The 25,940-nt window shown below is 69.0% G+C and carries 24 protein-coding genes; 12 read left to right on the top strand and 12 right to left on the bottom strand.

Going from position 1 to position 25,940, the window contains the following annotated elements; translation table 11 throughout:
• Nucleotides 1–2 precede the first annotated feature (2 nt).
• From OG329_RS14405 to OG329_RS14395, 3 genes are all read left to right on the top strand, one after another.
• The gene (locus OG329_RS14405) at nucleotides 3–1,505 is read left to right on the top strand and encodes an alpha-amylase family glycosyl hydrolase (RefSeq protein WP_405795440.1); all 1,503 of its coding nucleotides are present in this window, start codon (nucleotides 3–5) and stop codon (nucleotides 1,503–1,505) included.
• A 329-nt stretch (nucleotides 1,506–1,834) separates the two neighbouring features.
• Nucleotides 1,835–2,551, top strand: coding sequence for an RNA polymerase sigma factor (locus OG329_RS14400; protein WP_405795439.1), 717 nt, complete (start codon nucleotides 1,835–1,837; stop codon nucleotides 2,549–2,551).
• Nucleotides 2,551–3,693, top strand: a complete 1,143-nt coding sequence (locus OG329_RS14395) for a hypothetical protein (protein ID WP_405795438.1) — start codon at nucleotides 2,551–2,553, stop codon at nucleotides 3,691–3,693. Before OG329_RS14400 ends, OG329_RS14395 begins: the two co-directional genes overlap by 1 nt.
• Nucleotides 3,694–3,930: 237 nt before the next feature.
• Here OG329_RS14395 and OG329_RS14390 read toward each other — a convergent pair whose 3' ends face one another.
• On the bottom strand, nucleotides 3,931–4,869 hold the full coding sequence (locus tag OG329_RS14390; RefSeq protein WP_405795437.1) for a L,D-transpeptidase family protein: 939 nt from the start codon (nucleotides 4,867–4,869) through the stop codon (nucleotides 3,931–3,933).
• Between the two features lie 379 nt (nucleotides 4,870–5,248).
• On the opposite strand from OG329_RS14390, the gene OG329_RS14385 reads away from it, so the two are divergent.
• Nucleotides 5,249–6,886 carry a methylmalonyl-CoA mutase gene (locus OG329_RS14385; protein WP_405795435.1) on the top strand — a complete coding sequence of 546 codons (1,638 nt, stop codon included), beginning with the start codon at nucleotides 5,249–5,251 and terminating at the stop codon, nucleotides 6,884–6,886.
• 86 nt (nucleotides 6,887–6,972) lie between these two features.
• Here the strand turns inward: OG329_RS14385 and OG329_RS14380 are convergent, their stop codons facing one another.
• The 3 genes from OG329_RS14380 to OG329_RS14370 all read right to left on the bottom strand — a co-directional run bounded on the left by OG329_RS14380 (nucleotide 6,973) and on the right by OG329_RS14370 (nucleotide 9,547).
• Nucleotides 6,973–7,950: an MIP/aquaporin family protein gene (locus tag OG329_RS14380; RefSeq protein WP_405795434.1), complete on the bottom strand. Its 978-nt coding sequence runs from the start codon at nucleotides 7,948–7,950 to the stop codon at nucleotides 6,973–6,975.
• 186 nt (nucleotides 7,951–8,136) lie between these two features.
• On the bottom strand, nucleotides 8,137–9,030 hold the full coding sequence (locus tag OG329_RS14375; protein WP_405795432.1) for a hypothetical protein: 894 nt from the start codon (nucleotides 9,028–9,030) through the stop codon (nucleotides 8,137–8,139).
• A 103-nt stretch (nucleotides 9,031–9,133) separates the two neighbouring features.
• A complete protein-coding gene (locus OG329_RS14370) occupies nucleotides 9,134–9,547 on the bottom strand; it encodes an ATP-binding protein (RefSeq protein WP_405795431.1) in 414 nt (137 codons plus the stop codon).
• 117 nt (nucleotides 9,548–9,664) lie between these two features.
• Here OG329_RS14370 and OG329_RS14365 point away from each other — a divergent pair, with 117 nt between their 5' ends.
• Entirely contained in the window at nucleotides 9,665–10,489 is an 825-nt protein-coding gene (locus OG329_RS14365) for a Scr1 family TA system antitoxin-like transcriptional regulator (protein ID WP_405795430.1), read from the top strand.
• On the top strand, nucleotides 10,476–10,691 hold the full coding sequence (locus OG329_RS14360; protein WP_405795428.1) for a DUF397 domain-containing protein: 216 nt from the start codon (nucleotides 10,476–10,478) through the stop codon (nucleotides 10,689–10,691). Before OG329_RS14365 ends, OG329_RS14360 begins: the two co-directional genes overlap by 14 nt.
• Before the next feature lie 17 nt (nucleotides 10,692–10,708).
• On the opposite strand, the gene OG329_RS14355 is transcribed toward OG329_RS14360, so the two are convergent.
• Entirely contained in the window at nucleotides 10,709–11,725 is a 1,017-nt protein-coding gene (locus tag OG329_RS14355) for a GlxA family transcriptional regulator (protein WP_405795427.1), read from the bottom strand.
• Between the two features lie 149 nt (nucleotides 11,726–11,874).
• On the opposite strand from OG329_RS14355, the gene OG329_RS14350 reads away from it, so the two are divergent.
• Entirely contained in the window at nucleotides 11,875–12,759 is an 885-nt protein-coding gene (locus tag OG329_RS14350) for an NAD(P)-dependent oxidoreductase (protein ID WP_405795425.1), read from the top strand.
• A 64-nt stretch (nucleotides 12,760–12,823) separates the two neighbouring features.
• Entirely contained in the window at nucleotides 12,824–13,363 is a 540-nt protein-coding gene (locus tag OG329_RS14345; RefSeq protein WP_405795424.1) for a YcxB family protein, read from the top strand.
• Between the two features lie 6 nt (nucleotides 13,364–13,369).
• Here the strand turns inward: OG329_RS14345 and OG329_RS14340 are convergent, their stop codons facing one another.
• The 4 genes from OG329_RS14340 to OG329_RS14325 form a co-directional block, all read right to left on the bottom strand.
• Nucleotides 13,370–13,978 carry an SMI1/KNR4 family protein gene (locus OG329_RS14340; RefSeq protein ID WP_405795423.1) on the bottom strand — a complete coding sequence of 203 codons (609 nt, stop codon included), beginning with the start codon at nucleotides 13,976–13,978 and terminating at the stop codon, nucleotides 13,370–13,372.
• A gap of 1 nt (nucleotide 13,979) precedes the next feature.
• The gene (locus tag OG329_RS14335; protein ID WP_405801832.1) at nucleotides 13,980–14,822 is read right to left on the bottom strand and encodes an STM4015 family protein; all 843 of its coding nucleotides are present in this window, start codon (nucleotides 14,820–14,822) and stop codon (nucleotides 13,980–13,982) included.
• Between the two features lie 122 nt (nucleotides 14,823–14,944).
• Entirely contained in the window at nucleotides 14,945–15,286 is a 342-nt protein-coding gene (locus OG329_RS14330; protein ID WP_405795422.1) for a hypothetical protein, read from the bottom strand.
• Nucleotides 15,287–15,372: 86 nt separating this feature from the next.
• Nucleotides 15,373–16,356, bottom strand: coding sequence for a radical SAM/SPASM domain-containing protein (locus tag OG329_RS14325; protein WP_405795421.1), 984 nt, complete (start codon nucleotides 16,354–16,356; stop codon nucleotides 15,373–15,375).
• Nucleotides 16,357–16,528: 172 nt separating this feature from the next.
• On the opposite strand from OG329_RS14325, the gene OG329_RS14320 reads away from it, so the two are divergent.
• The 4 genes from OG329_RS14320 to OG329_RS14305 all read left to right on the top strand — a co-directional run bounded on the left by OG329_RS14320 (nucleotide 16,529) and on the right by OG329_RS14305 (nucleotide 22,219).
• Nucleotides 16,529–17,278: a DUF6879 family protein gene (locus OG329_RS14320; RefSeq protein WP_405795419.1), complete on the top strand. Its 750-nt coding sequence runs from the start codon at nucleotides 16,529–16,531 to the stop codon at nucleotides 17,276–17,278.
• A gap of 11 nt (nucleotides 17,279–17,289) precedes the next feature.
• Complete coding sequence (locus OG329_RS14315; protein WP_405795418.1) at nucleotides 17,290–18,126, top strand: helix-turn-helix domain-containing protein; 837 nt, start codon at nucleotides 17,290–17,292, stop codon at nucleotides 18,124–18,126.
• A 173-nt stretch (nucleotides 18,127–18,299) separates the two neighbouring features.
• Nucleotides 18,300–19,829, top strand: a complete 1,530-nt coding sequence (locus OG329_RS14310; RefSeq protein ID WP_405795417.1) for a hypothetical protein — start codon at nucleotides 18,300–18,302, stop codon at nucleotides 19,827–19,829.
• Nucleotides 19,826–22,219, top strand: a complete 2,394-nt coding sequence (locus tag OG329_RS14305) for a glycosyltransferase (RefSeq protein WP_405795416.1) — start codon at nucleotides 19,826–19,828, stop codon at nucleotides 22,217–22,219. The genes OG329_RS14310 and OG329_RS14305 overlap by 4 nt, the downstream gene beginning before the upstream one ends.
• A 59-nt stretch (nucleotides 22,220–22,278) precedes the next feature.
• On the opposite strand, the gene OG329_RS14300 is transcribed toward OG329_RS14305, so the two are convergent.
• The 3 genes from OG329_RS14300 to OG329_RS14290 all read right to left on the bottom strand — a co-directional run bounded on the left by OG329_RS14300 (nucleotide 22,279) and on the right by OG329_RS14290 (nucleotide 25,777).
• Nucleotides 22,279–23,067 carry a hypothetical protein gene (locus tag OG329_RS14300; RefSeq protein ID WP_405795414.1) on the bottom strand — a complete coding sequence of 263 codons (789 nt, stop codon included), beginning with the start codon at nucleotides 23,065–23,067 and terminating at the stop codon, nucleotides 22,279–22,281.
• A 380-nt stretch (nucleotides 23,068–23,447) separates the two neighbouring features.
• On the bottom strand, nucleotides 23,448–24,797 hold the full coding sequence (locus OG329_RS14295) for a polysialyltransferase family glycosyltransferase (RefSeq protein WP_405795412.1): 1,350 nt from the start codon (nucleotides 24,795–24,797) through the stop codon (nucleotides 23,448–23,450).
• Entirely contained in the window at nucleotides 24,797–25,777 is a 981-nt protein-coding gene (locus OG329_RS14290) for a glycosyltransferase family 2 protein (protein WP_405795410.1), read from the bottom strand. The genes OG329_RS14295 and OG329_RS14290 overlap by 1 nt, the downstream gene beginning before the upstream one ends.
• Between the last annotated feature and the right edge of the window lie 163 nt (nucleotides 25,778–25,940).

Here is a 25,940-nt window from a genome sequence, read left to right as displayed (position 1 = left end):
GCATGGCACATTCCAGGATAAGAACCACCCTGGCCGCGACGCTCGGTCTCGCACTCGCGGTGCCTCTGACGCTCGCGTCGGGCGAAAGACCGGCCGAGGCCACCAGCTCGAAGGCACCGGCGGCGAAAGCCGGAAAGGCCCCGCAGAGCAACGACTTCCAGAACCTGAACGGGTTCATGTGGTACTACAGCACGTACTTCGACTACAAGTACACGGACATCGAGAAGGACCTGGACAACCTCAAGAGCCGTGGAATTCGGGTCCTGGCCTTCTTCAACCCGTACAACGGCGACAAGAACACCTGCGACGGCTGTTCCCCGCTCGACTTCTACTCGGTCCCGCCGCAGAACGGCACGATCAAGGACTGGAAGAACCTGGTCGCCACGGCGCACCGCAAGGGGATGAAGGTCGTCTCCTACTTCGTCAACATCTACATGGACGAGAGATCGCCGTACTTCAAGACCGCCGAGAAGCAGTACGCGGCCGGTGACCGCACCTCACGCGAAGTCAGCTCCTTCCACTGGACCACGGATCCGACCGACCCGCTGCCCACCCTGCGCCAGGGACCGCCCGGCCAGAGCAAGTGGGAGTACAGCGAGAGCGCCGGCGCCTACTACTGGAAGCTGTGGTTCGGCCCCGGCTTCGACTACGACCTGCCCACCAACACCGCCGAGGTGGAGCGGATCGAGAAGTTCTGGCTCGACACCGGCATCGACGGCTTCATGTGGGACGTCGGCACCACCGACCCCCGCTGGAAGAACGTCGCGGTCGATCTGCCCACGTCGTACACCAGCAACGACAAGTGGCTGACCTTCGAGAAGAACGACCCGGCCAAGGCGGCCGACTACCAGAAGTTCGGGATCAACTCCTGGTTCAACTACAAGGACACCGACACGTCGAACGACTACACGCGGATCGTCGACGGCAGCACCGACGCGGACGGACTCGAAGCGGCGCTGCACAACACCGACGTCGCTCGCGAGATGGGCGCCACCACGTACGCCTGGAGCATCTGGGGCGACGACCCGGCCACCAACCTCGATCCGCACACCTACCCCACGTATCCCCAGGACGATGTGATGCGCGTCCAGGAAGCCGCGCTGCTCGCCGGGTCCGGAATCCTCTACGGCTCAGGGATGTACGACCAGTACATCCGCTGGTCGCCCAAGCTCAAGACCAACTGGGAGAAGGTGCTGAAGACCGTCAACACCAACAAGGCCCTTCTCCCGGCGGCCAGTCGGACACGCGTGTCGACCGGGGACGACCCCAAGGCGTACGCGATGCGGCGCACGAGCGAGAACGGCAAGCAGACGGCACTGCTCCTCTACAACTTCAGCGACTCCGCGAAGAAGGTGACCGTGGACCTGAAGGGCACGGGCATCGACACGACGCAGACGCCGAAAGATCTTTACAACGGAGGCAAGGCCCCCGCCGTCAAGGGAACGAAGTACACGGTCAGCCTGCCGGCCTACGGCTTCAAGATTCTCGACGTGAAGGCTCGCTAGCGGCTCACGACGCGGAACTCACGGCACTCAGCGTCATGGTCGCGTGGGACATGACCCGGTGCTTTTCGAGCGCTGACCCGGCTGGAGAGGACGACCGGGGCCGCCACCCCCCACAGGAGAGGCCCCGGTCGTCGTCCGGCGGGGACGCTGTGCGGCCCCGTACTCATCTCAGCGCCGGGAGAGCGTTTTCTGTCACACCCGGGTCGGGTGGCAGGTTGTTGCTGGTTGTACAAAATATGGACTTGGGTGTCCGGGAGGCCGTAGCGTGCAGGAGCGCGTGGGGGCGCGCGGCAGTGACCAGCCGCGATTCAGGACAGGTTGTGTGTGGAGTGCTGGGGGACGAGGCGGAGCTGACCGCCGCGGTGCTCGCGGCACAGGACGGGAACGAGAACGCGTTCCGGACTGTGTACCGCGCCGTGCACCCGCGGCTGTTGGCCTACATACGAACACTCGTCGGCGAGCCTGATGCCGAGGACGTGGCTTCTGAGGCATGGCTCCAGATAGCCCGGGACCTCGAACGCTTCAGTGGCGACGCCGACCGCTTCCGTGGCTGGACGGCGCGGATAGCCCGTAACCGCGCCCTCGACCACATACGGATGCGCGGCCGGCGGCCGGCGTCCGGCAGTGACGAGACGGAGCTGGCCGCGAAGGCCGCCGATTCCGACACCGCCGACGAGGCGATGGAGGCCCTGTCCACCGGTACGACGATGGCGCTGATCGCCCAACTCCCGCAGGACCAGGCCGAGGCCGTCGTCCTGCGCGTCGTGGTCGGGCTCGACGCGAAAAGCGCGGCGCGGACACTGGGCAAGCGGCCCGGTGCCGTACGGACGGCGGCGCACCGCGGACTCAAGCGGCTGGCCGAGCTGCTGGGCGCGGACGATCCGGACAATCCGGCGAGTACGGACGCCGCCGACCGTATCGTGCACGGTGGCGCGGCGAACGCCCTGGGACTGGGATCCGTGCCACCGCAGCGCGCTCGCCACCATGGCGCTCCGCAGCCGGCCGGTGTGACGCATTCGCCGCCGGGGACGCAGAAGGACATGTGATGGCCCACCAGCGTGATACGTGGCTCGACCATGTCGTCGCGGAGTCTCTGCTGCGCGGGCGGCCGGTCGAGACCACCGACATACGCGCCCAGGAGCGGGCCGACCGGCTCGCCAGGGTTCTCGAGGAAGCCGCACATGTGCCGGACGAGGGTTCGGCCGAACTGCCCGGCGAGGCCGCCGCGCTCGCCGCGTACCGGCAGGCGGTCGGGACGGCGGGGCGGACCGCCTCGGTCGACGGCACGGCGGTCGACGGCATGGCGACCGTACGGCTCGGGCCCGAGCGCCGCGGGGGACGGTTCCCGTCCTTCGGGCGGCCGTTGCGGCTGGGTGTGGTGGCCGCCGTGGCCGGATGCGCGGTCAGCGGTGTGGCCGCCGGAGCCGGTTATCTGTACGCGCCTTCGGCGGGTGACAGCCCGCAGCCGCCGGCGAGTTCTGTCTCGGACGCCGTGACACCCGAACCCCTGGTGTCCGAATCGCCGGACGGCGGCAGCCCCCCGGCCGGCCCGCACGACACTCCGGGCGGCACGGTCCCCGGGGCCACCGGCTCCCACACGACGACGGGTGCGTCCGGCGGTGCGGCGGACGGGGACAAGGAGCGCAAGGGCGAGGCGTCCTCGGGCGGCAACTGGAAGGAAGGCGACCGCGAGAACTGGTACGCCAAGCTCGTCCAGGCTTGCAACGACCACCGCGACGGCACCATCGCCGCGGAGAAGAAGTCGCTCCTGGAGGACGCGGCCGAAGGCCCCCAGGGTGTCACCGGCTTCTGCGACCGGTTGTTGAGCGACGACCCCGACGATCCGGACGACGACGAGCATCACGAGGGCGCTCCCAGCTACGGCTACGGTGGCAATGGCGGCGGTAGCGGCGGTGGCGGTGTCGACAGCCCGCAGAGCGAGGGCCCCTCCGAGGGCCCTTCCGAGGGCGGAAACAGCGGCGGAACCGACGGCGGCAGCGAGGGCGGAACCGACGGCGGTTCCAACGGCGGGTCCGAGGGACCGCCCATCGACTGGCCGGGCGGCGACTACGGCGAGACGATCGGGGTCGGCCCGCCGGAGCCCGACAGCGCGAACCCGCCGCCCCTGCTCCCGGCGGTCCCGGGCGCCAACTCCGACTCCGGTGAGTCGGCCGCTCCGACGCCGTAGGCCCAGGTCTGACCGACCGCGATTTTCGGCCAGGACCGGCGCCCCGAATCAGGGTGTGACGTTTTTTCTCACCGTGGCGCAGTAAAGAGTGAGCCGACTGGTCATCGGCCGCGTCTGAGCCGGGGTTCCCCCCGTACCTTCGGCTCGACGCACAGTTGGCGCGGGCGGGATACGTTCCCCCGGTCCCGCCCGCGCCTCTCACTCAACTCACTCACCCGCCTTGCGGGTATCGAGCGCCTACCAGTAGACGACGACCTTGTCGCCGGTCCGCACCTGGTCGAACAGCGACGCGATCTTCTTCTTGTCACGTACGTTGACGCATCCGTGCGACGCCCCCGTGTAGCCGTTGGCCGCGAAGTCCGCCGAGTAGTGCACCGCCTGGCCGCCGCTGAAGAACATCGCGTACGGCATCGGGGTGTCGTACAGCGTCGAGACGTGGTCCTTGGACTTCCAGCCCACCTTGAACACGCCCTCACGGGTCGGCGTGTACTGCGAGCCGAACCTGACGTCCATCGTCGACATCACCTTGCCGTCGATCATCCACGACAGCGACCTGCTGGTCTTGCTGATGCACAGCACCCGGCCCGTCATGCACCGCGCATCCGGCTTGGGCGCGGGCTTCTCGGCGGCCGGCGGGCGCAACTGCGCGGCGGTCGGCTTCTTCGTCATCCCGAGCAGCTTCTGCCAGGTGACGGTGTCGGTCGTGCCGGTGCGCGGCAGCCCGCGCTTGGCCTGGAAGGAGGAGACGGCGTCGGCCGTGACCGAGCCGTAGTAGCCGGTGGGGGCACGGTTGAAGTGGGCGATCTGGCGGAGCCTGGCCTGGAGTTCGCGTACCTGGTCGCCCTCGTCGCCGCTCGCCAGCACGGTTTCCGGCTTCGGCGGCGCGGGCTTCTCGGTCGCGCTCTCGGACGGCTTCGCGGACGGCGTCGCCGGCGTGGACGGTGTGGCCGGCGGCTTCGACGCGGCGGCCGGTTTGTCCGACGGTGTGTTCGACGCCGGCCCCGCCGGCTCGATCCGGACGTCGCTGCCGCGGCCCTGCTTGTCGTCGCTCCCGCCCGCGCTATCGGTCACCCCCTGCGCCGAACAGCCGACGGTCAGGGTCAGCGCGAGTACGGCACCGGTGGCGAGCGCGACGCGGAGCGCGGGCGTACGCAACTGGGTTGATGATCTGGGCAACTTCGTCCCCCTGTCTGCCACTGAGCGGTCCGATGGCGAGTGCGAGTGTCTTTTGAGCCGAGCCGTAGAGCCGAGCCGTAGAGCTGCCGATCCGTTGAACCGGCATCTATCTCCGTAAGACAGCTCAGAACCCGTTCCGGTTGCCCGGACGAGTGCGTCTTCGCGTAAAAACTTCCCGGCGGCGGAATTTCACCCCGTGGAGCCGCGAAAGGAAAGCATGTCCCGGCCGCCGAGCCTTCCTGATGAACACCGTCACGCGCAACCACACGAAATCGGAAACACTCCGGAAGGCTCATCCCGCCCCGCCGGCACCGCCCGCATGATGGACGCGACGACAACCCTGAACAGACTCTGAACAGCAACGACGGAGGCGGAGCGAATGGCGGCGCACGAGCCCGGCGACAAGGCATCCACACGGCGGACCGAGAGCGGCCTGCCGGTCGAGCCGGTCTACGGCCCCGACGCCCTGGCCGACTGGGACCCGGCCGAGCGCCTCGGCGAGCCGGGCTCGTACCCGTACACCCGAGGCGTGTACCCGACGATGTACACCGGCCGGCCGTGGACCATGCGCCAGTACGCGGGCTTCGGCACCGCCGTCGAGTCCAACGCCCGCTACCGCCAGTTGATCGCCCATGGCACGACCGGCCTCTCCGTCGCCTTCGACCTACCCACCCAGATGGGCCACGACAGCGACGCGCCGATCGCGAGCGGCGAGGTCGGCAAGGTCGGAGTCGCCATCGACTCCATCGACGACATGCGGATCCTGTTCGACGGAATCCCGCTGGACCAGGTCTCCACATCGATGACGATCAACGCCCCGGCCGCGCTCCTGCTGCTGCTCTACCAACTCATCGCCGAGGAGCAGGGCGTACCGGCCACCGCGCTCACCGGCACCGTCCAGAACGACGTGCTCAAGGAGTACATCGCGCGGGGCACCTACATCTTCCCGCCGAAACCCTCACTGCGGCTGATCGCGGACATTTTCCAGTACTGCCGTACGGAGATTCCGCGCTGGAACACGATCTCGATCTCCGGCTATCACATGGCGGAGGCGGGGGCGACGCCCGCGCAGGAGATCGCGTTCACGCTGGCGGACGGCATCGAATACGTCCGTACGGCCGTCGCCGCCGGAATGGACGTGGACGACTTCGCGCCCCGGCTCTCGTTCTTCTTCGTCGCGCGTACGACCCTTCTCGAAGAAGTGGCCAAATTCCGTGCCGCGCGCCGTATTTGGGCCCGGGTGATGCGGGAGGAATTCGGCGCGAAGAATCCCAAGTCCCTGATGCTGCGCTTCCACACCCAGACGGCGGGTGTGCAGCTCACGGCGCAGCAGCCCGAGGTGAATCTCGTCCGGGTGACGGTGCAGGGGCTGGCCGCCGTCCTCGGCGGTACGCAGTCGCTGCACACGAACTCCTTCGACGAGGCGATCGCGCTCCCGACGGACAAGTCGGCGCGGCTCGCGCTGCGTACACAGCAGGTACTCGCGTACGAGACCGATGTCACCGCGACCGTCGACCCGTTCGCCGGTTCGTACGCCGTGGAGAGGATGACGGACGACGTGGAGGAGGCGGCGCTGGCGCTGATGACCCGCGTCGAGGACCTGGGCGGCGCGGTCGAGGCCATCGAACGCGGCTTCCAGAAGGGCGAGATCGAGCGCAGCGCGTACGCCGTCGCGCGCGAGACGGACAGCGGGGAGCGCGTGGTGGTCGGCGTCAACCGCTACCGACTGGACGAGGAGGAGCCGTACGAGCCGCTGCGCGTCGACCCGGCGATCGAGGCCCAACAGGCCGCCCGGCTGGCGACGTTGCGCGCGGATCGCGACCAGGGCGAGGTGGACGCGGCGCTGGCCGAACTGCGCAGGACGGCACGGGGTGAGGGTAAGGGTGAGGGGGAGGAGGAGACAGGCAACGTGCTGTACCCGATGAAGCGGGCGCTCAAGGCGCGGGCGACGGTGGGGGAGGTCTGCGACGCGCTGCGGGAGGTGTGGGGCGTGTACGTGCCGACCGAGTCGTTCTGACGACCCGTCAATACGCACGGGGCGGGCGGTCGCGGACGGGTTCTCCGTCCCTGACCGCCCGCCCCGTGCGTGTGGGCCGAGTGTCGCTACTCCTCGTCAACCACTCCTCGTGAGCTACCGCCCTCGGCCGTACCTCTCTCGGGCTTGGTCCGCCCCACCTCCTGCGGGACGGCTCGCTGTGCCCGGACATGGAGGACGTCGCCGATGAACAGGTCGTAGATCAGCACCCCGATCACACCGCCGATCAGCGGCCCGACGATGGGGATCCACCAGTAGTGGTCGAAAGCCCCGGCCAGGGTGCCTGGCATCGCCAGATCCCCCCAGCCCGCGGCCCAGGTGAGCAGACGCGGACCGAGGTCACGGGCCGGGTTGATCGCGTAGCCCGCGTTCGCTCCGTACGACATGCCGACCGCCGCGACGATGAATCCGACGATCAGTGGACCGAGGTTGGCCTTCACGGCGGTATTACGCAGGTCGACCACGGCGACGATGAACATCACCAGGAACATCGTGCCGACGATCTGGTCGATCAGCGGTCCCCAGATACCACCGTTGAAATACGGCGCCGGGAACGTACCGAAGATCGAGAACGACGCGAGCGTGTGACCGTTCGTCTTCGGCCCCTTCGACGCGGCGTCGAAGGCGTTGATGGCGTCGTAGTAGACGCCGTACACCAGCGCGGCACCGACGAACGCCCCGGCGAGCTGCGACAGCATGTAGGGGATGACCTTCACCCAGGCGAACTTGCGGCGCACCGCGAACGCCAGGGTCACCGCCGGGTTGATGTGCGCTCCGCTGACTCCGCCGGCCACATACACGCCGAACGTCACGGCCATCGCCCAGCCCCAGGTGATCAGCAGCCAGTCACCGGCGCTGATGAAGAAGGTGGTGGGTCCTTCGGTGCGGCCCGAGCCGGGAAGGGCCGCGACGGCCATCGCCACGACACCGCACCCGAAAGCGATAAGAACAAACGTGCCGAGGAACTCTGCCAGGCATTCGCCTCCGAGAGTCGCTCGACGCCTGAATCGAGCGGGCTTGATCAGGGGTGAGATCTCTACGGCCATGGGTCCTCTTAGACTGTCGTCCGGTGCGCCGAAACGCGGCTGGGGTCCCCTCCCTGCGATCGCACCCTAATGTCAGGTGGTCGGGTGAACGCGGCAACGACGCGCCCACCCGACCAGCCGCGACGCGGCGGCCTCACGCGAACGCACCAAGCGGACGCCGCCCCGGACGACGCCTAGGAGGCCGTCTTAGGAGGCCGTGTCGTTCAGGCGGCGCAGGATCGCCATCAGGTCGTCCGGCGGGACGACGGAGAAGCTGACAGTCGCCTCGTCAATGTGGGTCAGACAGGTCACGGTGCCCTTGTGCCACCAGTAGATACGGGGCGAGAGAGGGCCCGGGTTGTCCTGGTACGCCCCGAGGCCGAACGAGGCCAGATCGTTGATCGCGCCGACCGCGTGATGGTCCTCCAGCGGGTGGAAGACGAGAAAGTGCCGACTGGGAACGGTGAACAGGGCCCCGTCGTCGGGGAGTTCGCGGCCGGTCAGCGTACGTGCCAGATCGCCCAGGACCAGCGCCTTGCTCGCGACGAACATCGACCCGCCCGTCACCAGATGCACGGTCGCGCCGCTGTCCGTCCGCGCCACGTCGTGATCGACGGGCTCGCCGACCAGCCGGGCGCGCCCGGCGGAGCGCAGCTCCTCCAGACCGACGCGGGCGACGTCCCCGTCGTGCAGCAGCCGCACCGAGTCCGGCAGATCCAGTGCGAGCGCTTCGAGCAGCCCGGTCGCCACCGGCCGCGTGTAGCTGAACGACTCCGCCGCGTCGGCCGGGAGGGCGTCGTCGGGCATGAGCCGCAGATACACGCGCCCGAGTATGTCCTCGCCGCCGGCGTCCGCCGAACGTGTCGCGTTGTTCAGGGCGTCGAAGTGGTCCGTTACGAGCTGGGGCCAGGCTCCGGGCTCGGCGCGGCGGCACTGCTCGGCGAGGTTGTACAGAGACCGGGTGCCCGGGTCCGCGTGCACGGTGTCGCCGCTTACGGTCACGGAGTCGCCCTGCCGGGCGTGGTACTGGCGCACCAACTCCCGCAAAAACTCGGCCTGTTCGGTGGTCAGCGCGGGCAGGTGGGAATCGAAGGAACTCATGCGACGAGTCTATTCACGAGTCGATCACCGGCGGCCCCGTACCGGCGGCCCCGTACCGGCGGCCCCGCTACTTGACGGCCGCCCCGTCATCCCGTGCGTCGGCTCACTCGTGAAAGGCGTGCAGGGACAGCTCGGCCCAGACTGATTTTCCGGGCCCGTTACGGTGCCTGACCCCCCATTCGTCCGAGAGCGCGGCGACGAGCGCGAGCCCTCGGCCGTCAGGCGCCTCCAGGTCCGGTTCGCGGACCTCGGGCCAGTCCGACGACGCGTCGTGCACCTCGATACGCAGGGTGTCGGACATCCGCATGTACCAGGTCTCGATCTCCCGTCCGGGCGAGACGCGGGCATGCCGCCCCGCGTTGGTCAGCAGCTCGGACAGCACGAGCACGGCCGACTCCTCCAGCGGCGCGAGCCCCCACCCCGCGAGCGCTTTCCGCAGCTCCGACCGTGCCAGGCCCACACAGCGCGGGTGCCGACTCCAGCGGAGCACCACCGAATCCCCGGGGTCGCAGTCCATCGGGCCACCTCCAAAGTTGCTCTCTGTGACATTTCACTTACAGAGTGGGGTGGTTGCCGCTAGCCTGGAAGGGGTTCGATCTTGACAACGCGTGCTTCAAGGAAGCGAGTTGATTCCATGCTGGAGGAGCGGGTACCACGCAGTCCTCGTGAGAAGTACGGCGCGGAGCTGCGGCTGCGGCGAATCGCGGCGGGCATGACACAGGAGGCGTTGGCGCAGCGGGTGGTGTGCTCGCCGACGCTGATCAGCCACTTCGAGGCGGGACGGCGACTGCCGAGCCCTACGGACGCGAAGCGGATCGACCAGGCGCTGGGGACGGACGGGTTCTTCGAGCGGTGGCTGGAGGACCTCGACTCGAAGTATCCCCAACATTTCGCTGCTGCGGCTGAGTTGGAGAAGCAGGCGGTCGAGATCCGGCACTACGGCTCCTCGCTCATCCCGGGATTGCTTCAGACGGAGGATTACGCCAAGGCGCTCTTCCGCGCGTACCGGCCGAATCACCGGACGGAAGATCTTGACCAGTGGGTCATCAACCGAATGCAACGGCATCGCATCCTTGACGGCCCGTCAAGCCCCGTACTGTGGTGCTTGCTGGATGAGTCGGCGGTACGCCGGAAGGTCGGCGGACCTCGCGTCATGATGAAGCAGTTGCGCAAGATCGCGAACATGGCAGACACAGGTCATCTGCGGCTGCATGTGTTGCCCTTCGAGGTGGGGGCTCATTCGCTCATTGAGGGGCTGCTGTACCTCATGAGGTTCGCGGACGCCCCACCGGTCGCCTATGCGGAGGGGGTGAATACGGGCTACCTCATGGACGATCCGGCTCAGGTGAGCCACTGTCAGACCGTCTACGATCTGGCGCTGAGCGACGCGCTGTCGCAACAAGAATCACTGGCCCTCCTCAGGGCCGCAGCAGAAGGATATGAACGTGAACAGCAATGAGCATTTCACCGGGTGGCGCAAGTCCAGCTACAGCGGCCCCAGCGGCGGCGACTGCCTCGAAGTCGCCGACGGCCACCCCGTCGTCCCCGTCCGGGACTCCAAGCTCGCGCACAGCGGCCCCGCGCTCGTCTTCCCCCTCACCGGCTGGTCGTCCTTCGTCGCAGCCGTAAAGACCGGGACGTTTCGCGCGCCCGTTGGCTAGCGCGCCCGCACCGGGGGTCAGACTGTCCGGGGGAACGCCTGCCGGTAGTCGCTCGGCGAGACGCCGAGCTGCTTGAGGAAGTGGTGGCGAAGGTTGTTCGCCGTACCGAGGCCGCTCAGCTCCCCGATCTTCTCCACCGGGAGGTCTGTCGCTTCCAGCAGGACCCGGGCCCGGCCCAGACGCTGGTTGAGCAGCCACTGAAGGGGAGTTGTCCCGGTGGCCGCCTGGAGCCGCCGGTAGAACGTCCGTGGGCTCATCGCGGCTCGCTGTGCCAAGTCCTCGACGGTCAGCGGGTGTTCGAGGTGGGCGCGGGCCCAGTCCAGTACGGGGCCCAGGCCCTCGTCGTCGGTGGCCGGCACGGACAGTTCGATGAACTGCGCCTGGCCGCCGCGCCGGTGGGCGGGCACCACCATCCGGCGTGCCAACTGGTTGGCGACGTGGGCGCCGAGATCGCGGCGTACCAGATGGAGGCAGAGGTCGAGTCCGGCGGTCAGGCCCGCGCTGGTGAGGACGTTGCCGTCGTCCACGTACAGCACCGAGTCGTCCACCTGTACCTTCGGATAGCGCGCGGCCAGTTGCGCCGTGTGCATCCAGTGGGCGGTGGCGCGACGGCCGTCGAGCAGGCCCGCCTCGGCGAGCGCGAAGGCGCCGGTGCACAGGGAGACGATGCGGGCGCCCGCGTCGTACGCGTCGCGCAGGGCCGTGATCAGCCCCTTCGGTATCGGTTTGCCCTCCTCGACGCAGGCGTCGGGCACCGAGGGCACGATGACCGTGTCCGCGCCGGCGAGGGCGTCGAGCCCGTACTGGGTGCTTAGCGTGAGCCCGGTGCCGACCCGTGCGCCGTCGCTGTCGCTGTCGCCGTCCGGGCGCGGCTTTCCCGTTCCGTCTCCGCAGAGCCGTAGGTCGTACCAGGGGTCGGCCAGATCGGGCTGCGGCTTCCCGAACACGGTGCAGGGGATGCTCAGTTCGTAGAGATCCCATGAGGGGACCCCGATCTCCTCGGTCACGACGACGGCGACAGAACCAGCACTCATGCCCCGAAGGGTATGGCAGGAATTTGGTGGTGGCCGTCATCGGTGTCACTGTCCCCGGCCGTCGCGCGCTGCGAGCGTGGTCCGTACGTGATCAACGTGACAACCGTCACGAACGGACATACGTACGGACGTACGAGGAGAGTTGTGGCATGAACGCCGATCGTCAGGCCGTCACCGTCATCGGACTCGGCTCCATGGGCTCGGCGCTGGCCGCCGCGCTGCTGGACCGAGGCCACCCCACCACCGTGTGGAACCGCTCACCGCACAAGGCCGGGCCCCTGGTGGACCGGGGCGCCCGCCTGGCCCCGACTCCGGAAGAGGCGGTCGCGGCGAGCCCGCTCACGATCGCCTGCGTACTCGACTACGACGCGCTGTACGCGGTTCTCGACCCCGGCGCGGAGTCTGTCGCGGGCAGGACTCTGGTCAACCTCACCTCCGGCTCCCCGGAGCAGGCGCACGAGGCCGTCGCATGGGCCCGGTCGCGCGGCGCCGACTATCTCGACGGCGCGATCCTGACCACCCCGCCCGGTGTCGGCAGCGCCGAGATGATGTTCCTCTACAGCGGTTCGCGGGCCGTCTTCGAGACCCACCGCCCGACCCTGGCGGCCCTGGGCGACCCTCTGCACCTGGGCACCGACCCCGGTCTGGCCTCCCTCTACGACGCCGCTCTGCTCGGCCTGATGTGGTCCACCCTGACCGGCTGGCTGCACGGCACCGCGCTGGTGACCGCGGAGAAGACGCAGGCGACAACCTTCACCCCCGTCGCGGTCCGCTGGCTGACGGCGGTGGCCGGGTTCATGACCACGTACGCGCCCCAGGTGGACGCCGGCCACTATCCGGGCGACGACGCCACCGTCGACGTACAGATCACGGCCATCGACCACCTTGTCCACGCCGCGGCGGCGCGAGGCATCGACAATTCCCTGCCCGAGCTGCTGAAGTCCGCGATGCTGCGGGCGAAGGCCACGGGGCACGGCTCGGACAGTTACGCGAGCCTGATCGAGGTGCTGAGGAATCCGGCGGGCGGCAACTGACTCACGGGTCGCGGTCGGGCGCGGAGCCGGTAGGATCCCCGGGTCTTTGTCACGGGGAGGGACCATGGCCGAGGGCCACCATGCCGAAGTCACCGGCAACAGCGCGGAGACGGCCATTCAGTTGGCGTACCTTCCGCAGCCCGCCGACACACTGGCCGGTCTGCGCGTCCGGGAGCGGGTCAAGCGGACGGGGCGGGTCCTGCGGATCACCATCCTCGTGGTGTGGACGGCGTACTGGCTGTACACCTCCGTGCGCTACGGGGGTATCAACGTGTACGCGACGGTGCCGTTCCTGGTCGTCCTTCTGACCGTTGGGGGATACCCGCGTATACAGGCGGCCCATGTGCAGCGGATCATCGGCTGGCAGGGCGAGTTCCGCGTCGCCGTGTCGTCGGCGGGGATCACCTGCCGCACCGACCACTGCACGCTGGAGCAGAAGTGGTCCGTCTTCAAGGGCTACCGGGAGACGGCGGACCACTTCGTCCTGCTCAGCCGGGACCCCAACATGCTGTGGGTCGATGTCCTGCCCAAGCGCGGCGCGCGTGATGCCGGGGACATCGACCGGCTGCGGGCCGTCCTGGCCCAGCACACCCCTCGCGTCTGACGCCCGTCAACCGGCGTGCGGGGGCGGGTCGTTGTCGGCCTTCCAGCGCCGTTGTTCCTCGAGCCAGTGGACGTAGCGCGGGGAGGTGCCGCGCAGGTCGATGCTGAGCGGGTAGGGCGCGTACTCGTCCAGGAGCAGTTTGCGGAGGAATTCGACCATGCCGCAGGGGAACAGGGTGAAGTCGTCGTGCGTGTGCCGGCCGCAGACCAGGACGGGCCACTCGTCGGGGTCCGGGTTGGTGGTCAGCCAGCACAGGATGTCGGCGCCCGAGGTGATGCCCCAGGCGAGGATATGGGCCGGGTCGATGTCGAGACCTTCCTGGCCGCCCAGCATCTCCCAGGTGCCGCGGGCGTTCGCCGTCTCGTCCTCGAAGGTTCCGGGGTCCCACTGGATGTACGGCTTCGGCAGCGGCATCAGGACGCCGACGTCGCCGACGTCGCCGACGTCGCCGAACGAGCCGGCGCCGTAGTGCGCCATGAAGGCCATGTAGTCACGGGGGAAGCCCGTCCCCCAACGGGCCCTGGCCGCCGACCAGTCGATCTCCTCGTCCTGGCCCGGATCCGGCGGCAGGATCGTGGCCAGTGCGGCGATACCTGTCGTGTCTTCTACGGTCATCTCAGAAGTCCCTTCCGTCCGCGACCCTGTTGTAGACCTCGTCGAAGGGGCCGTGGTCTTCGCCCATGTCATCGCCGAGGTCGACCTCGGTGGTCGCGTACGCGGCCCGCAGCCGCTCCATCATGCGGTCGGACAGGTAGTGGTGATGCAGGTCCAGTCGCTCCAGGTGGGTCAGCGGCCGGCCGTCGAGCAGGCTTTCGGCGCCCCGGTCGGTCAGCGTCCCCATCGCCAGGTTCAGCGAGCGCAGGCGGGCCACCACGGGGGCGCTCGCGAGCAGTTCGGCCATCTCGTCCTGGATCGCGCTGTTCTCCAGGCCGAGATGGAGCAGCGTGGGCAGCCTTTCACCGCTCAGGATCGGTGCCAGATCGGGTGCGTCGGCCAGGTCGGTCTCGTCGTTGCTGACGCCGATCCACAGCTCCAGACGCTCCAGCGCGGGCAGGTCGGCGGCGGCCACCGCCCGTACGACATCGGCCGGCAGACCGCAGGACTCGAACCGCAGGGTCTTCAACGCGGCGTGGTGGAACGGGCGCAGCTCCCACCCCTGCTTTCCGCGCACCTCCAGATGCTCCAGCAGGGGGAAGAGTTCGAGGACGGGGGTGAGATCGCTCTGCTGGATGTTGTAGAAGTCCTCGTTCCAGCCGCCGAGGCGCAGCGCCCGCAGTCGCGGGAACCGCTCGGCGGCCTTCACCAGATGCGTGGCGGCGGCGGGGCCGTCGAAGCCGGTGAAACCCAGCAGCAGCGTGGTGACTTGGGCGGTGTCGACGCTCTCGGCGAAGCGTTCGAAGACCTCGGGGAACTCGGGGAACTCGGGGAACTCGGGCGGCGCGGAGAACGACGCCCGCAGACGCCAGGCAGGTCCTTGCCGGATCCTGCGAGCGGGTATGTCCGGATCGAAGTCCGCCAGCGGCCGGCCGTGGAGTTCCTTGGTGCGCCGGTACGCGGCATCGGCTGTCCGTCCTTTTTCCGTCAGTGCGACCCCATCAGGAAGCCGGACGCCGCCACGACGAACGCCTCCCGCGCGGTCTTGAATCCCTTCCAGTCAGGTGCCAGCCCGCCGTCCTTGTGCATGGCAGCCAGCAGCTCCAGCACCGTACGGGCCTCCTCGACCGGCCCGACGCCCTCGACGGCGATGACGTTGAACGCGGCCCGCGTCGCGGCGTACGCCGTGTCGACGGCGGCCACCGCCGACGCGCCGTCGACGAACCGGCCGTCCAGCCGGTGCCAGGCCACGTTGGACTCGGCGTCGGCGGCGGTGAGGAACGCGGCGTACGCGTCGCGGCGCGCGAGGTAGAGGACTTCGCTGGTCATGACGGGGCTGCTCCCTGCGTACGGTCCGGAACGGTCAGTGAAAACGCTACCGGACAGGTCGGACAGCCACGCGGCCCGCGATCGGCTCAGCAGTCGGTGCCGGAGATGCCGGGGTCGTAGTACCGCACGGAACGGCCGGGCGCGCCGATCGGCTCACCCGTCGTCGCCGCCGCCGCGCGTCCCGCGTACGCGTCGTCATCCGTCGGGCCGCACTGCGCGTCCGGCGCGCAGGCGGTCTGCGGGCTGCACGACTCGAACGACGGGCCGCAGTCGGGCAGACAGGTGGGGGAGTTCGAGACGGCGGTGTCCGGGAACACGGCCTGAAGTTCCGCGCGGGCGGCGCGCATCGGTGTGCCGAGGTAGATGTCGGCGAGGCTCCGCTCCCGTACGTTGCCGAGCGGCATCCACCGCGCGAAGACGCACGGCCACACCTCGCCGTCCGGCGACACGGCGAACTTGCCCCGCCCGCAGCGCCCGCACAGCTTGTCCAGCCTCGGGTCCTTGCCGTCCGCGCCCCGGCCGAACGGACGGATGCGGTCGGTCCGTACGTCGCGGATACCGAGCTGGAGCAGATCCCCGCGCGCCTGCTCGCCGCGCTGCCCTTCGAGTACGCCGATGACGCTGCCGCGTAACGCGATGCCGAGGCTCCGCGCCTTCGCCACGTTGGCCCGGGTGCGGGCGTGGGAGCCACGGGTGAGCGTCACGTCGTCGTGGTCGGCGGGGTTGTCGCTGTAGTAGCTGAACGCGAGGCGTACGCCTGGGAGTTGGAGCGCGGCCCACACCGGGTCGCTGACGTGCGAGAGGTTGGAGAACACCTCGATCCGCATGCCGTTGGCGATCGCGTGGCGGATGAGTTCGGGCAGGGCGGGGTGCAAGGTCGGTTCCCCGCCGATGAATTGGACGTTCCGCACGCCCATGCCCTTCAACTCACCGATGACACGACGCCAGTCGTGCACGGTCATGGTGCCGTGGTCGCCCTGGGGCGAGGAACCGGCGTAGCAGTGACGGCAGTTCTCGTTGCAGAGGCCGGTGATCTCCAGCCATGCGAAGGTCGGTCGCAGATAGGCCATGAACAGGACGATAGGGATGGAGCCCGTCGAGCGTGGTGAATCATTCTCGAATATTCCGGAGCAATTTCCGGTATTCGCCATTATTCTCATGCGGCCAGGGGCACTCTGTAGTGCGGGGCCGCACGCCCGACCATGCTGGGTGGATCAGCCGTCCCTGGAAAGGATCATGACCATGGTGCGTCGACTTCGCTTCAACGGAACCGGTTCGGGCGTCAACGGGTGTCCCTCCGTCCACGAGGATCTGGACACGGGAGAGGTCATCGTGCATGGCCCGCCGCTGACCGAGACCGACGACGTCGCGCAGCTCCAGCACCTCTCCCCTGGAGAGGCGGCCATCGTGGTGCCGCGAGAACTCCTCGCCGACTTCGGCCCCAAGGATCGCGCACCGCACATCATCGATCTCGCCGCCTTCGACGGGCTGTTCACCGCCTTCAAGCACACCGCCTGGCGTCTCGAATCCCGTCGCCGGTACGGCTCGGACGAAGTCACCGACACTTTCGCCCAGTTCACCCGTGGCGAGCCCGTGCAGTGGGACGGGACCGACGTCGCATGGTGCGAAGAACGACGCGAGCAGGTCGCGCTCGGCAAGACCTTCGGGCGGGTGCGCATCGTTGACGACCCGCCGACCACGGGCCAGCTCTATCTTCTCGACAACGCCAGGCGGAACAGCGCGCTCGGCGAGGAGATCCGTATTCTGCGACGTGGTGACACCGACGGGCTCGGTCTGCCCGACGAAGACTTCTGGATCCTCGACTCGCGCCTCGTCGCCCTGCTCAACTTCGACGCCGAGGACAATCTGGTCGACGTCGAGCTGATCACGGAGCCGGCCGTGGTGCTGCGTTACGCGCAGGCGCGTGACGCGGCCCTTCATTTCGCCGTCCCCTACGAAGAGTTCGCGGCAGAGGTCGCAGCCGCAGAATAGGCAGTGACCCGGTGAGTGACTATCAGGTGGCTCGCGAAGCCCTGGGCGTGCGGCTTCGCGAGCTGCGTAAGGCAGGCCGTCTCACCGGGTTGCAGCTCGCCGAACGACTTGGCTGGCCGCAGTCCAAGGTCAGCAAGCTGGAGAACGGGAAACAGACCGCGACCGCCGACGACCTGCGTCGATGGGCGGACGCGACCGCACACCCGCAGGCGGGTGCGGAACTCACGTCGCGGCTTGCCGCCCTGGAGTCCCACACCCGCTCATGGCGTCGCCAACTGGCCTCCGGGCACAGGGCCGTACAGGACACGATCAACGCGGAGTTCGCCCGGACGAAGGCGTTCCGCGCCTGGGAAGGGGCGATGATCGTCGGGGTGTTGCAGACCGCCGACTACGCGCGGCACATCTTCACCCGCTACGCGGACCTGCACCAGTCGCCGCGCGACATAGAAGACGCGGTGCGTGCCCGTATGAAGCGGCAGGTCGGTCTGTACGAGCCGGGCGGCAGGTATCAGATCGTCATGTGGGAGGCGGCCCTGCGTGCCCTGGTCTGTCCGCCCGCGATTCTCGCGGCGCAGCTCGACAGGCTCAGCGGGGTGATCGGCATGGACACGGTGGAACTGGGAATCGTGCCGTTCGGCGCGGCGCTGCGGATTCCGCCCGCCAACGGATTCTGGATCTTCGACAGCAGGCTCGTCATCGTCGAGGACTGGCACGCCGAGCTGTGGATAGACGACGCCGCCGGTGTCGCCACCTACGAGCGCGTCTGGGAATCGCTGCGAGCCTCCGCCGTGTACGGGGCCGACGCCCAGCACATCATCTCGCGCGTGCGGCGCGAGCTGCACCCCTGAGAACCCCCGACAGCGCCGGACACACCCGACAACGCCCATATCCGGCGTGACCATGGTTCGGGCTCCGGGCGTTCCATCTGTCGACGCAGTCAGTTCACCTTCCCGTCGCGCGGGTTTCCTAGCCTGTCGCCGACCCGCAACCTGATCGCGGGCAGACAGACGCTGGGAGCACCATGACGAAGGTCCGCAACCGATGGCTCAGGCCGCGCGACGGGGATGGCCCGGTCGGGCCTCCCGACGGGGCCGGCCAGATCCCGGGTCGGGGGGACCGGATCACCACGACCGAGCTGGACGTGTGTCTGCGTGCCTGCGCCGTCCACAGCACGAAGCTGGTCGGCAGCCTCGACCGCAAGCGCACCGAGCTGGCCGAGAAGCTGCGTCTGGTGCTCGCCGCCCACGCCACCGGCGCGGGCGAGAGCGCCCCGGCCGCGCCCGCCGGGACGCCGCTCATCCGGCGGGCGGCCAAGAAGGTCGTCGCCGGGCCCACGGGCTCGTTGAGCGGTGAGCTGCTGGACGCGCTGCTGGCCGCCGGGAACAAGGCGCTGGAGTGCGGGTACGAGGACGAGTGGAAGCTGTCGCTGCTCATCAGCGACGCCGTCCTGACCCAGCGCAAGAACTCCCGCGCCGGCTGGCGGCTGCGCGCCCGCACGCTGGAGGCCATGGGCGACGAGCCGGCCACCATCGCGGCGTACGAGCGCTATCTCGCCCTGACCGAGGAGGACGGCTTCGGTGTCGCCCCCCGGATCGCCGGTCTGCGTACCGGCGGCGAGAAGCAGGACGAGATCCTGCGCCTCCTCGAGCGCGGCTGCCCGCAGGCGTCGGTGTACGCGGACGGCCCCGCCACCGACATCTGGGCCGCGGGCGTCGCGCTGCACGCGGCGGGCGACCACGCGGGCGCCGAGGCGCGCCTGATCGGCGCGCTGCTCGCGATGCGCGGCGACGGCAGCCCGGTGACGGACCTCCAGGTGTCCATCGGGCAGTACCTGGACCTGCGCCTGGCCCACGGCGGGCCCTTCGAGGAGACCCGCCAACTCGCCGCGCTCTACGGCGAGATGCGCCGCAACCGGCAGCGCGGCCCCGTCCCCGATCCGACCTTCGGCGATGTCACGTGGCTCACCCTCGGTGAGTTCCGCAACCAGGTCGCGGGCAAGTCCATCTGTCTGATCGCCAACTCGCAGAGCGTCGGGCGCAGTTCGCTCGGGCCCGAGATCGACGCGTACGACCTGGTGGTCCGCTTCAACTCGTACAAGATCGACCCGGCGGCCACCGGCAGGCGTACCGACATCCACGCCTCCATCCACAAGCACGGCTTCAACTGGGACCAGAAGGTCACCACCCGGCTGGTCTTCGGCGGACTGAGCGGCGACTGGAAGAACTCGCTGCGCAACCGGCTCGTGCCCGGCGCCCAGACCTACGTCAACGACGAGTCGCTGCGCTGGCCGCTGCGCAACATCGGCCGCGTCGGCAACGACCAGTGGGCCGCCATCCCGACCAGCGGCTTCAACATGCTCTGGCTGCTGGACTTCCTGGACGCCAGCCCGAAGCTCGACCTGATCGGCTTCGACTTCTACGAGAGCGGCGCCTACCGCCTCAAGGAGGCGATGCGCATGCCCATCACGTCCGTGCACGAGTACACCAGCGAAAAGGCGTGGGTCATGGAACGCGCCCAGAGCGTGACCGACACGAGGATTTCTCTGCGATGACCGCCACCCCCCACGCCCCGGCCGGCCCCGCCCCGGCCGCCACCGCCGCCCCGGCCGCACCTCTCTCCGCCAACGCCCTCACCGGCAAACGACGCCTGGCCTTCGCGTCCTTCGTGGACGAGAACTATCTGCCCGGCTTCCTGGCGCTGCTGCGCAGCCTCGCGCTGTCCAACCCCGGTGTGTGCGAGGACTTCATCGTCCTCCACGACGACCTGCGGCCCCAGTCCGTCGCCTCGATCCGGGCGCTGCACCCGCGCGTGCGCTTCCACCGCGTCGACGCCGCGCGCTACGACAGCTACGAGAAGGGCGACCAGGACAACTACCTGGTCCGCAAGGCGTACTTCATCCTCGACGTCTTCCGGCTGCGCGACTACGACACCATCATCACGCTCGACACCGACATGGTGGTCCTGGACGACCTGTCCGAGCTGCTTCAGCTCCGCGAAGGACTCGCCGCCGTCCCGCAGTTCTTCTACGGGCAGCACAAGCTCAACAGCGGACTGCTGGTCATCCAGCGCGAGTACTTGAGCGACGCGTTCTGCGCGCGGATCGACGCCACCGGACGCAGCGGCGACTACGAGCTGGACAAGCACGACCAGGGCATCCTCAACTCGGTGCTCGACGGCGACTTCGTACAGCTCGACTCGCGCTACAACTTCGTCAAGCGGCGGCTGTCCGGCGACAAGCCCGTCCCCGACGGCACAGCGATTCTGCACTTCACCGGGCGCCACAAGCCGTGGCAGGGCGGCGAGGCCGGATACACACAGGCGGAGGACCGCTGGCGTGAATTCGAGCTGACGGACGCGGAGTTCTACGCCGCGTACATGGCCGTGTCCGGCACCATGCACCACGACCTGGTCGTCAAGTACGGCACCGAGCACGTCGCGCTCACCGGCGACGTCGAGAGCGCCCGCAAGGTCGCGCACGCGCACATCAACTCGGGTGGGTTCCAGGAAGCCGCCGACATCCTCGCCGGCGTGCACATCCCCGTCGACGACACCTGGCCCCACGAAGTGCTGGGACACGCCCTGATGAGCGTCTCCCGCTACGAGGAGGCCAAGGTACAACTGCACCTCGCGGCGGGCTCACCCGTGCGCGCCGCGACGTCCTTCGGGCGGCTCGCGCAGATCGCCTGGATCCACGGCGACGACGCGACGGCGCACGCGTACGCCATGCAGGGCCTGGCCGTCGACCCCACGCACCGGCCCAACCGGCTGATGCGGCTGCGGACCAGGGACCACGACCTGCCCGCCCCGCGCGAAGGCGCGCCGGAGGACCAACTCGCCCATGTGGCCTTCTACATGCCGCAGCAGGGCAACGCAGGCGACAAGCTGCTGCCCGAGTCCGTACGGCTCGCGGTCGGTACCAGCACCGGCGCGGGCGGCGGTGCGGACACCGAGACGGGGCCGCGCCGCTGGCACTCGATCCACGCCCACCGCCTGTTCGACAAGGCGGCGCTGGAACGCGTCAACGCGCGCCGCGGCCTGGTCATCGGCGGCGGCGGGCTGTTCATCCCGGACACCGCGCCGAACGGCAACAGCGCCTGGCAGTGGAACGTCCCCGACGAGCACCTGACCGCCATCGACGTACCGATCGTCGTGTACGCGGTCGGCTTCAACGCCTTCGACGGCCAGTCCTACCGCGCCGGGCGCTTCAACTCCTCGCTGCGCCAACTGGTCGAGCGCAGCGCGTTCTTCGCACTGCGCAACCACGGCTCGATCGAGAAGGTCCGCGCGCTGCTGCCCCCCTCGCTCCACGACAAGGTGCGCTTCCAGCCCTGCCCGACCACGGTCACCCGGCAACTGGTGGACAACTGGAGCGACCCGGCCCCCGGGCAGCGCGAGAACACCGTCATGATCAACGCCGCGTACGACCGGGCGGGGCTGCGCTTCGGCCACGACTACGCGCACTTCCTCGCCGAGATGGCCAAGGCCGTACGGGCGCTGGGCGAGCACACCGAGGTCCAGTGCGTGGCGCACTCGCTGGACGACGAGAAGATCGCGTTCGACCTGCGGCGCGAGCACGATGTGTCGCTGCCGGTCATCCCGATGTACGACTTCGACAACGACGCGATCCGCGACACGTACGCCCGTACGAAGCTGGTCATCGGCATGCGCGGCCACGCGGGGATGATCCCGTTCGGCTGCGGGACGCCGATCATCTCGCTGATCTCGCACCCCAAGATGGCGTACTTCCTGGCCGACATCGACCGGCCGGAGTGGGGCGTCTCGGTCCACGACAAGAACCTCGGGGCGCTGCTCACGGAGCGGGCGCTGGGGCTGCTGAGCGACCACGCGGCGTCGGTGGCGGATGTGCACGGCAGGCAACAGGAGCTGTGGAAGGTGACGCAGTCCAACGCGGCGGATCTTCGGGGGATCCTGCGGGGTTGAGCGGTTCGTCAGCCGGTGCCGGACCGATCCTGCGCTGTCCGGCACCGGCTGACGCATCGTCAGTAATGCACCTGCGTGGGGAACGTGGCGGTGGGGCTGAACAGCGCCGCGTACGCCTCCTCGTGGTGTCTGCGGTGCCGGCCCGCCCGGTTCGCCTCGGCGCTCTGGGTGGACGACGGGGTCAGCATCCCGTTGTCGGCCAGGGCCTGGACGCGGAGCAGCAACGCCCGGATGTCCAGGCCCAGTTCACCGGCCACCGTCTGGAGGTCGAGGCCGGACTGCCAGCTCCAGAGCAGCACCGAGTCCATGCTCGACGACCAGACCACCGGATTGCTCTCGGCCTCGGACGTGTGGAGCACGGGCGAGGCCGAGTCCTGGTGGTAGGCCATCTCCTGGAGCGGGAGGCCGCTCTCGGCGCGCGGATGCGGCAGGTGGACGTCTCCGGGAGAACCCTGGGACGCCTGGGACCCCTGGGGCGCGGCCTGGTGCTGCTGCTGATACGTCTGTTCGGTGAAAGGTTCCTCCGTCGGCTGCGCGGGCGGCTGCGCGGGCGGCTGCGCGGGAGCCGCCTGTGCCTGCGGATAGCGTTCCAGCAGCTCGTCGGCGACGCTGCGCGCGTCGCTCTTGCCGACCGTGCGCCGCGCGAGCCGCACCTCGCGCTCGTTCAGCCCCATCAGATCCGCGACGGCCCCGTCGTTGCCGACGGTGACGGCGAACGCGGCGAGCGTACGGCTCCGCTCCGCCTGCGCCCCGTCCAGTACGGCCTGAGCCTGCCGCACCTGCTCGTCGCTGGCGCAGAAGGCTTCGGCGAGGACGCTGTTCCGATCCCAGAGTTCACGTGGTTCCACGTGACTACCAACGCGGGCGGGGTGGAAGTGAATACGACTTTCCGTCGATTTACGCCAAATGGATCAAAAGGCCACTATCGGCCAAAAGGGTGACGGGGCCCTCAATCGCCGGGCAGGCTGGGTGTTGTCCTCAATCGCCGGACGGGCTGAAAATCAGCCCGTCCGGCGCTTGAGGACACGACACGCAGCCCGTCCGGCGATTGAGGACGCCCGGAAACCCGGCTGGGGCGTGTCCGCCGCGGAGCGGCTGATGTCTCGTTGGTGCGGTGCATCGCAAGGCGGAGGGTCGGGCTCGTACTGGACGTACTTGGCCGAGTCCGGCGACGCAGGGCGGTGCCGTGCCGGGCGTCGTGGGCCGGGCGGGACTCTGCGGACGCGACCTACGCACGCAGTCGCAGCACCGCGCGCCGCAGGCGCCGCGCGCGGCGGACCACGCGCTGTGCCGCCGCGTTCTGCGGGATGCGGACGAGCTGCGGGCCCACCGCCCCCGGCAGCCCCAGCGTCGTCAGGCGGCGGCGCTTGAAGTAGCGCAGTGTGTGCGGGTCCAGGTGCGCCGTCAGGAAGCTCTCCGCCGCCGGGCGCAGCTTCGGATGCATCTGAGGCTGCATCACGAAGCCGACCGCCGCGACCAGTTCCGCGGGGTGCGGCTCCGGGCGGTACGTACCGTCGTCGTCCAGCGGCGGGACCAGCGCGTCGACCAGCGTGACCGGTACGCGGTTGCTGTTCTGGTACGGCGAGAGCCGGTCGAGCAGCATGTCCGTGCCGGTGCGGGCCACCGGGATGCCGAAGAACGCCGACGCCGTGAACAGCGCGGTCGAGAAACAGCCCACGACCAGGGCCGGCTTGAGCCGTCGGTACAGCACCTCGGCGAGCACCGGGCGCTCCAGCACGGTCAGTTGGGCGCCGAGCCGCGACGCCTCCTCCTCCAGCTTGCGCGACCAGAGCGCCGGAGCCGTGGGGTGCGGTTTGAACACCACGTGCTGATGGCCCAGTTCGACCACGCCCCGCAGCATCCGCAGGTGCAGCTCCTCCTCCTCGCGCTCGGTGATGATGCCCAGCGTGGCGAGATACTGCCCCAGCAGCAGCGCGGGAGCCTCGGCCGGGGTCTCGAAGTCCCGTGCGGTGTCGGCCAGTTGGTCCAGCACCCGCAGGAAGTCCGCTGTCGGCACCGTCTCGGACGGGACACCGAACTCGGTGAGCAGCAGCGGCACCAGACCCGGTACGAGATCGAGGTGCAGCAGCCTGCGTATGCGCGCGCCGACCTGGAGGTCGAGCCGGTTACGGGTGGGGCCGTAGCTCATCAGCCCGTCCGCGTACACCTCGATCGGGGCGGCCGTGAAGATCTCCGCGAGCGTGAGCGCCGGGCTGACCTGGATCGATTCGAGGACTAGCTCGACCGTGTCGTCGCCCAGGCCCCAGGCGAGCCGCAGATGGCGCTCCCAGATCGGCAGGTCGTCCTCACGCGGGACCCAGCCGCCGGGGTGGAACGGCGCGATCGTCTCGTTCCACGACAGGACGGAGTCGAAGCGGTGGCGCAGTCGCTCGAAGCCGGGCATCTCGTGGACGGCCGGGGTGAGTTCGGGCGTACCGGCGTTGTTGCTCACGACCAGGACGCTGCGGTCGACGGGCGCGAAGAGTCCGGCGTCGATCGCGGCGGTCAGCGTGGCGGCGCCGTACAGGGTGGAGGCGTAGAACACCCGTGTGGTGCGCGCGGGGGAGGGGCTGGTCATCAGGCCGCCGCCTTCCCGCTCGCGCCCTGACGCCTGCGCAGCCGGCGCAACTGGGTGGAACGGTCCAGGTCCATCGAGTTCAGCGCTTCTCTCAGTACGTCCTGCGGCAGCCGTTTCATGGCGGCGGCGCTCATCGTGCGCATTTTCCGTGCGACGGCCGGTTCGAACCGTTCTTTACCCGCCAAGTGGTGCGAAATGATGGCCAGATATGTACGTACAGCCTTGAGCAGGAAAAGCTCGCCCTCGCGATCCGCCGCCGTTTCCTCGACGACTTGATCGAATGCGCGGATGAAGTCCAGTTGCCGTACGTCACCGATCTGGGTGAGCGACGAGGCGACGCCGCGTCGGTAGAAGATCCCGAGCAGCCCCACGGCGGCGAACGACTCCGCCTCCCGGTGCAGCCGCCAGATCCACGGCCGGTCCTCGGCGGTCCGCAGCCCGTCCGTGAAGTGCAGCAGCCCCCGGTCGGCGAGACGCCGGTGGTAGATGCCGGCCCAGGCGTACGCGTAGTCGACGGATGTCGTCTTGTCGGCGGGCAGGATCGTCTCGCGCGGCTTCAGGACCACCCCGCGCGGGCCGACCGGGACACGGTGCACGGTGCGGGTCTTGCCGGTGAACTGGACATGGTCCGTACGGACGAAGTCGCAGGCCAGGCCCTCGACGGTGGCCAGCAGACGCTCGTAGTAGCCCGGCGCCACCCAGTCGTCGCCGTCGAGATAGGTGATGTATTCACCGCGCGAGGCGTCGAGACCGGTGTTGCGCGCGGTGGCCAGTCCGCCGTTCTTGTCGTGTCTGAGCAGGACCGCGCCGGGCAGCTCGCGCTCCGCGCGCCGCAGCAGCTCCGGCGTCCCGTCGGTCGAGCAGTCGTCGACGAGCAGGAACTCGAAATCCTTTCGCGCGTTCGCCGAGAGGCTTCGGAGTGTTTCGGGGACGTATGTCTGCACGTTGTAGAACGGCACGACGACAGAGAGCTTGACCACGCCGGTGACGCTAAGGGGCGGCCCGTGATTCGTTCCGACATCCGCGAGGACGGGAGGTGAACGACGGATGGCGGAACGGTTAATCAACCTCGTTCCCGGGCCATTTCGCTCTCCGTCGACCCGCTGTTAACCCTTTATTGCTGTTGTGTTGGGCCGCCAATCT

Source organism: Streptomyces sp. NBC_01506 (genome assembly GCF_045040295.1).
Lineage (GTDB): Bacteria > Actinomycetota > Actinomycetes > Streptomycetales > Streptomycetaceae > Streptomyces.
This window is presented reverse-complemented; position numbering and strand designations above follow the sequence as displayed.

Coding starts and splice junctions, on each gene's coding strand:
- OG329_RS14405 (WP_405795440.1), top strand. CDS start 3: ATGGCACATTCCAGGATAAGAACCACCCTGGCCGCGACGCTCGGTCTC.
- OG329_RS14395 (WP_405795438.1), top strand. CDS start 2,551: ATGGCCCACCAGCGTGATACGTGGCTCGACCATGTCGTCGCGGAGTCT.
- OG329_RS14385 (WP_405795435.1), top strand. CDS start 5,249: ATGGCGGCGCACGAGCCCGGCGACAAGGCATCCACACGGCGGACCGAG.
- OG329_RS14380 (WP_405795434.1), bottom strand. CDS start 7,950: ATGGCCGTAGAGATCTCACCCCTGATCAAGCCCGCTCGATTCAGGCGT.
- OG329_RS14375 (WP_405795432.1), bottom strand. CDS start 9,030: ATGAGTTCCTTCGATTCCCACCTGCCCGCGCTGACCACCGAACAGGCC.
- OG329_RS14370 (WP_405795431.1), bottom strand. CDS start 9,547: ATGGACTGCGACCCCGGGGATTCGGTGGTGCTCCGCTGGAGTCGGCAC.
- OG329_RS14365 (WP_405795430.1), top strand. CDS start 9,665: ATGCTGGAGGAGCGGGTACCACGCAGTCCTCGTGAGAAGTACGGCGCG.
- OG329_RS14355 (WP_405795427.1), bottom strand. CDS start 11,725: ATGAGTGCTGGTTCTGTCGCCGTCGTCGTGACCGAGGAGATCGGGGTC.
- OG329_RS14350 (WP_405795425.1), top strand. CDS start 11,875: ATGAACGCCGATCGTCAGGCCGTCACCGTCATCGGACTCGGCTCCATG.
- OG329_RS14345 (WP_405795424.1), top strand. CDS start 12,824: ATGGCCGAGGGCCACCATGCCGAAGTCACCGGCAACAGCGCGGAGACG.
- OG329_RS14340 (WP_405795423.1), bottom strand. CDS start 13,978: ATGACCGTAGAAGACACGACAGGTATCGCCGCACTGGCCACGATCCTG.
- OG329_RS14330 (WP_405795422.1), bottom strand. CDS start 15,286: ATGACCAGCGAAGTCCTCTACCTCGCGCGCCGCGACGCGTACGCCGCG.
- OG329_RS14325 (WP_405795421.1), bottom strand. CDS start 16,356: ATGGCCTATCTGCGACCGACCTTCGCATGGCTGGAGATCACCGGCCTC.
- OG329_RS14320 (WP_405795419.1), top strand. CDS start 16,529: ATGGTGCGTCGACTTCGCTTCAACGGAACCGGTTCGGGCGTCAACGGG.
- OG329_RS14310 (WP_405795417.1), top strand. CDS start 18,300: ATGACGAAGGTCCGCAACCGATGGCTCAGGCCGCGCGACGGGGATGGC.
- OG329_RS14305 (WP_405795416.1), top strand. CDS start 19,826: ATGACCGCCACCCCCCACGCCCCGGCCGGCCCCGCCCCGGCCGCCACC.
- OG329_RS14295 (WP_405795412.1), bottom strand. CDS start 24,797: ATGACCAGCCCCTCCCCCGCGCGCACCACACGGGTGTTCTACGCCTCC.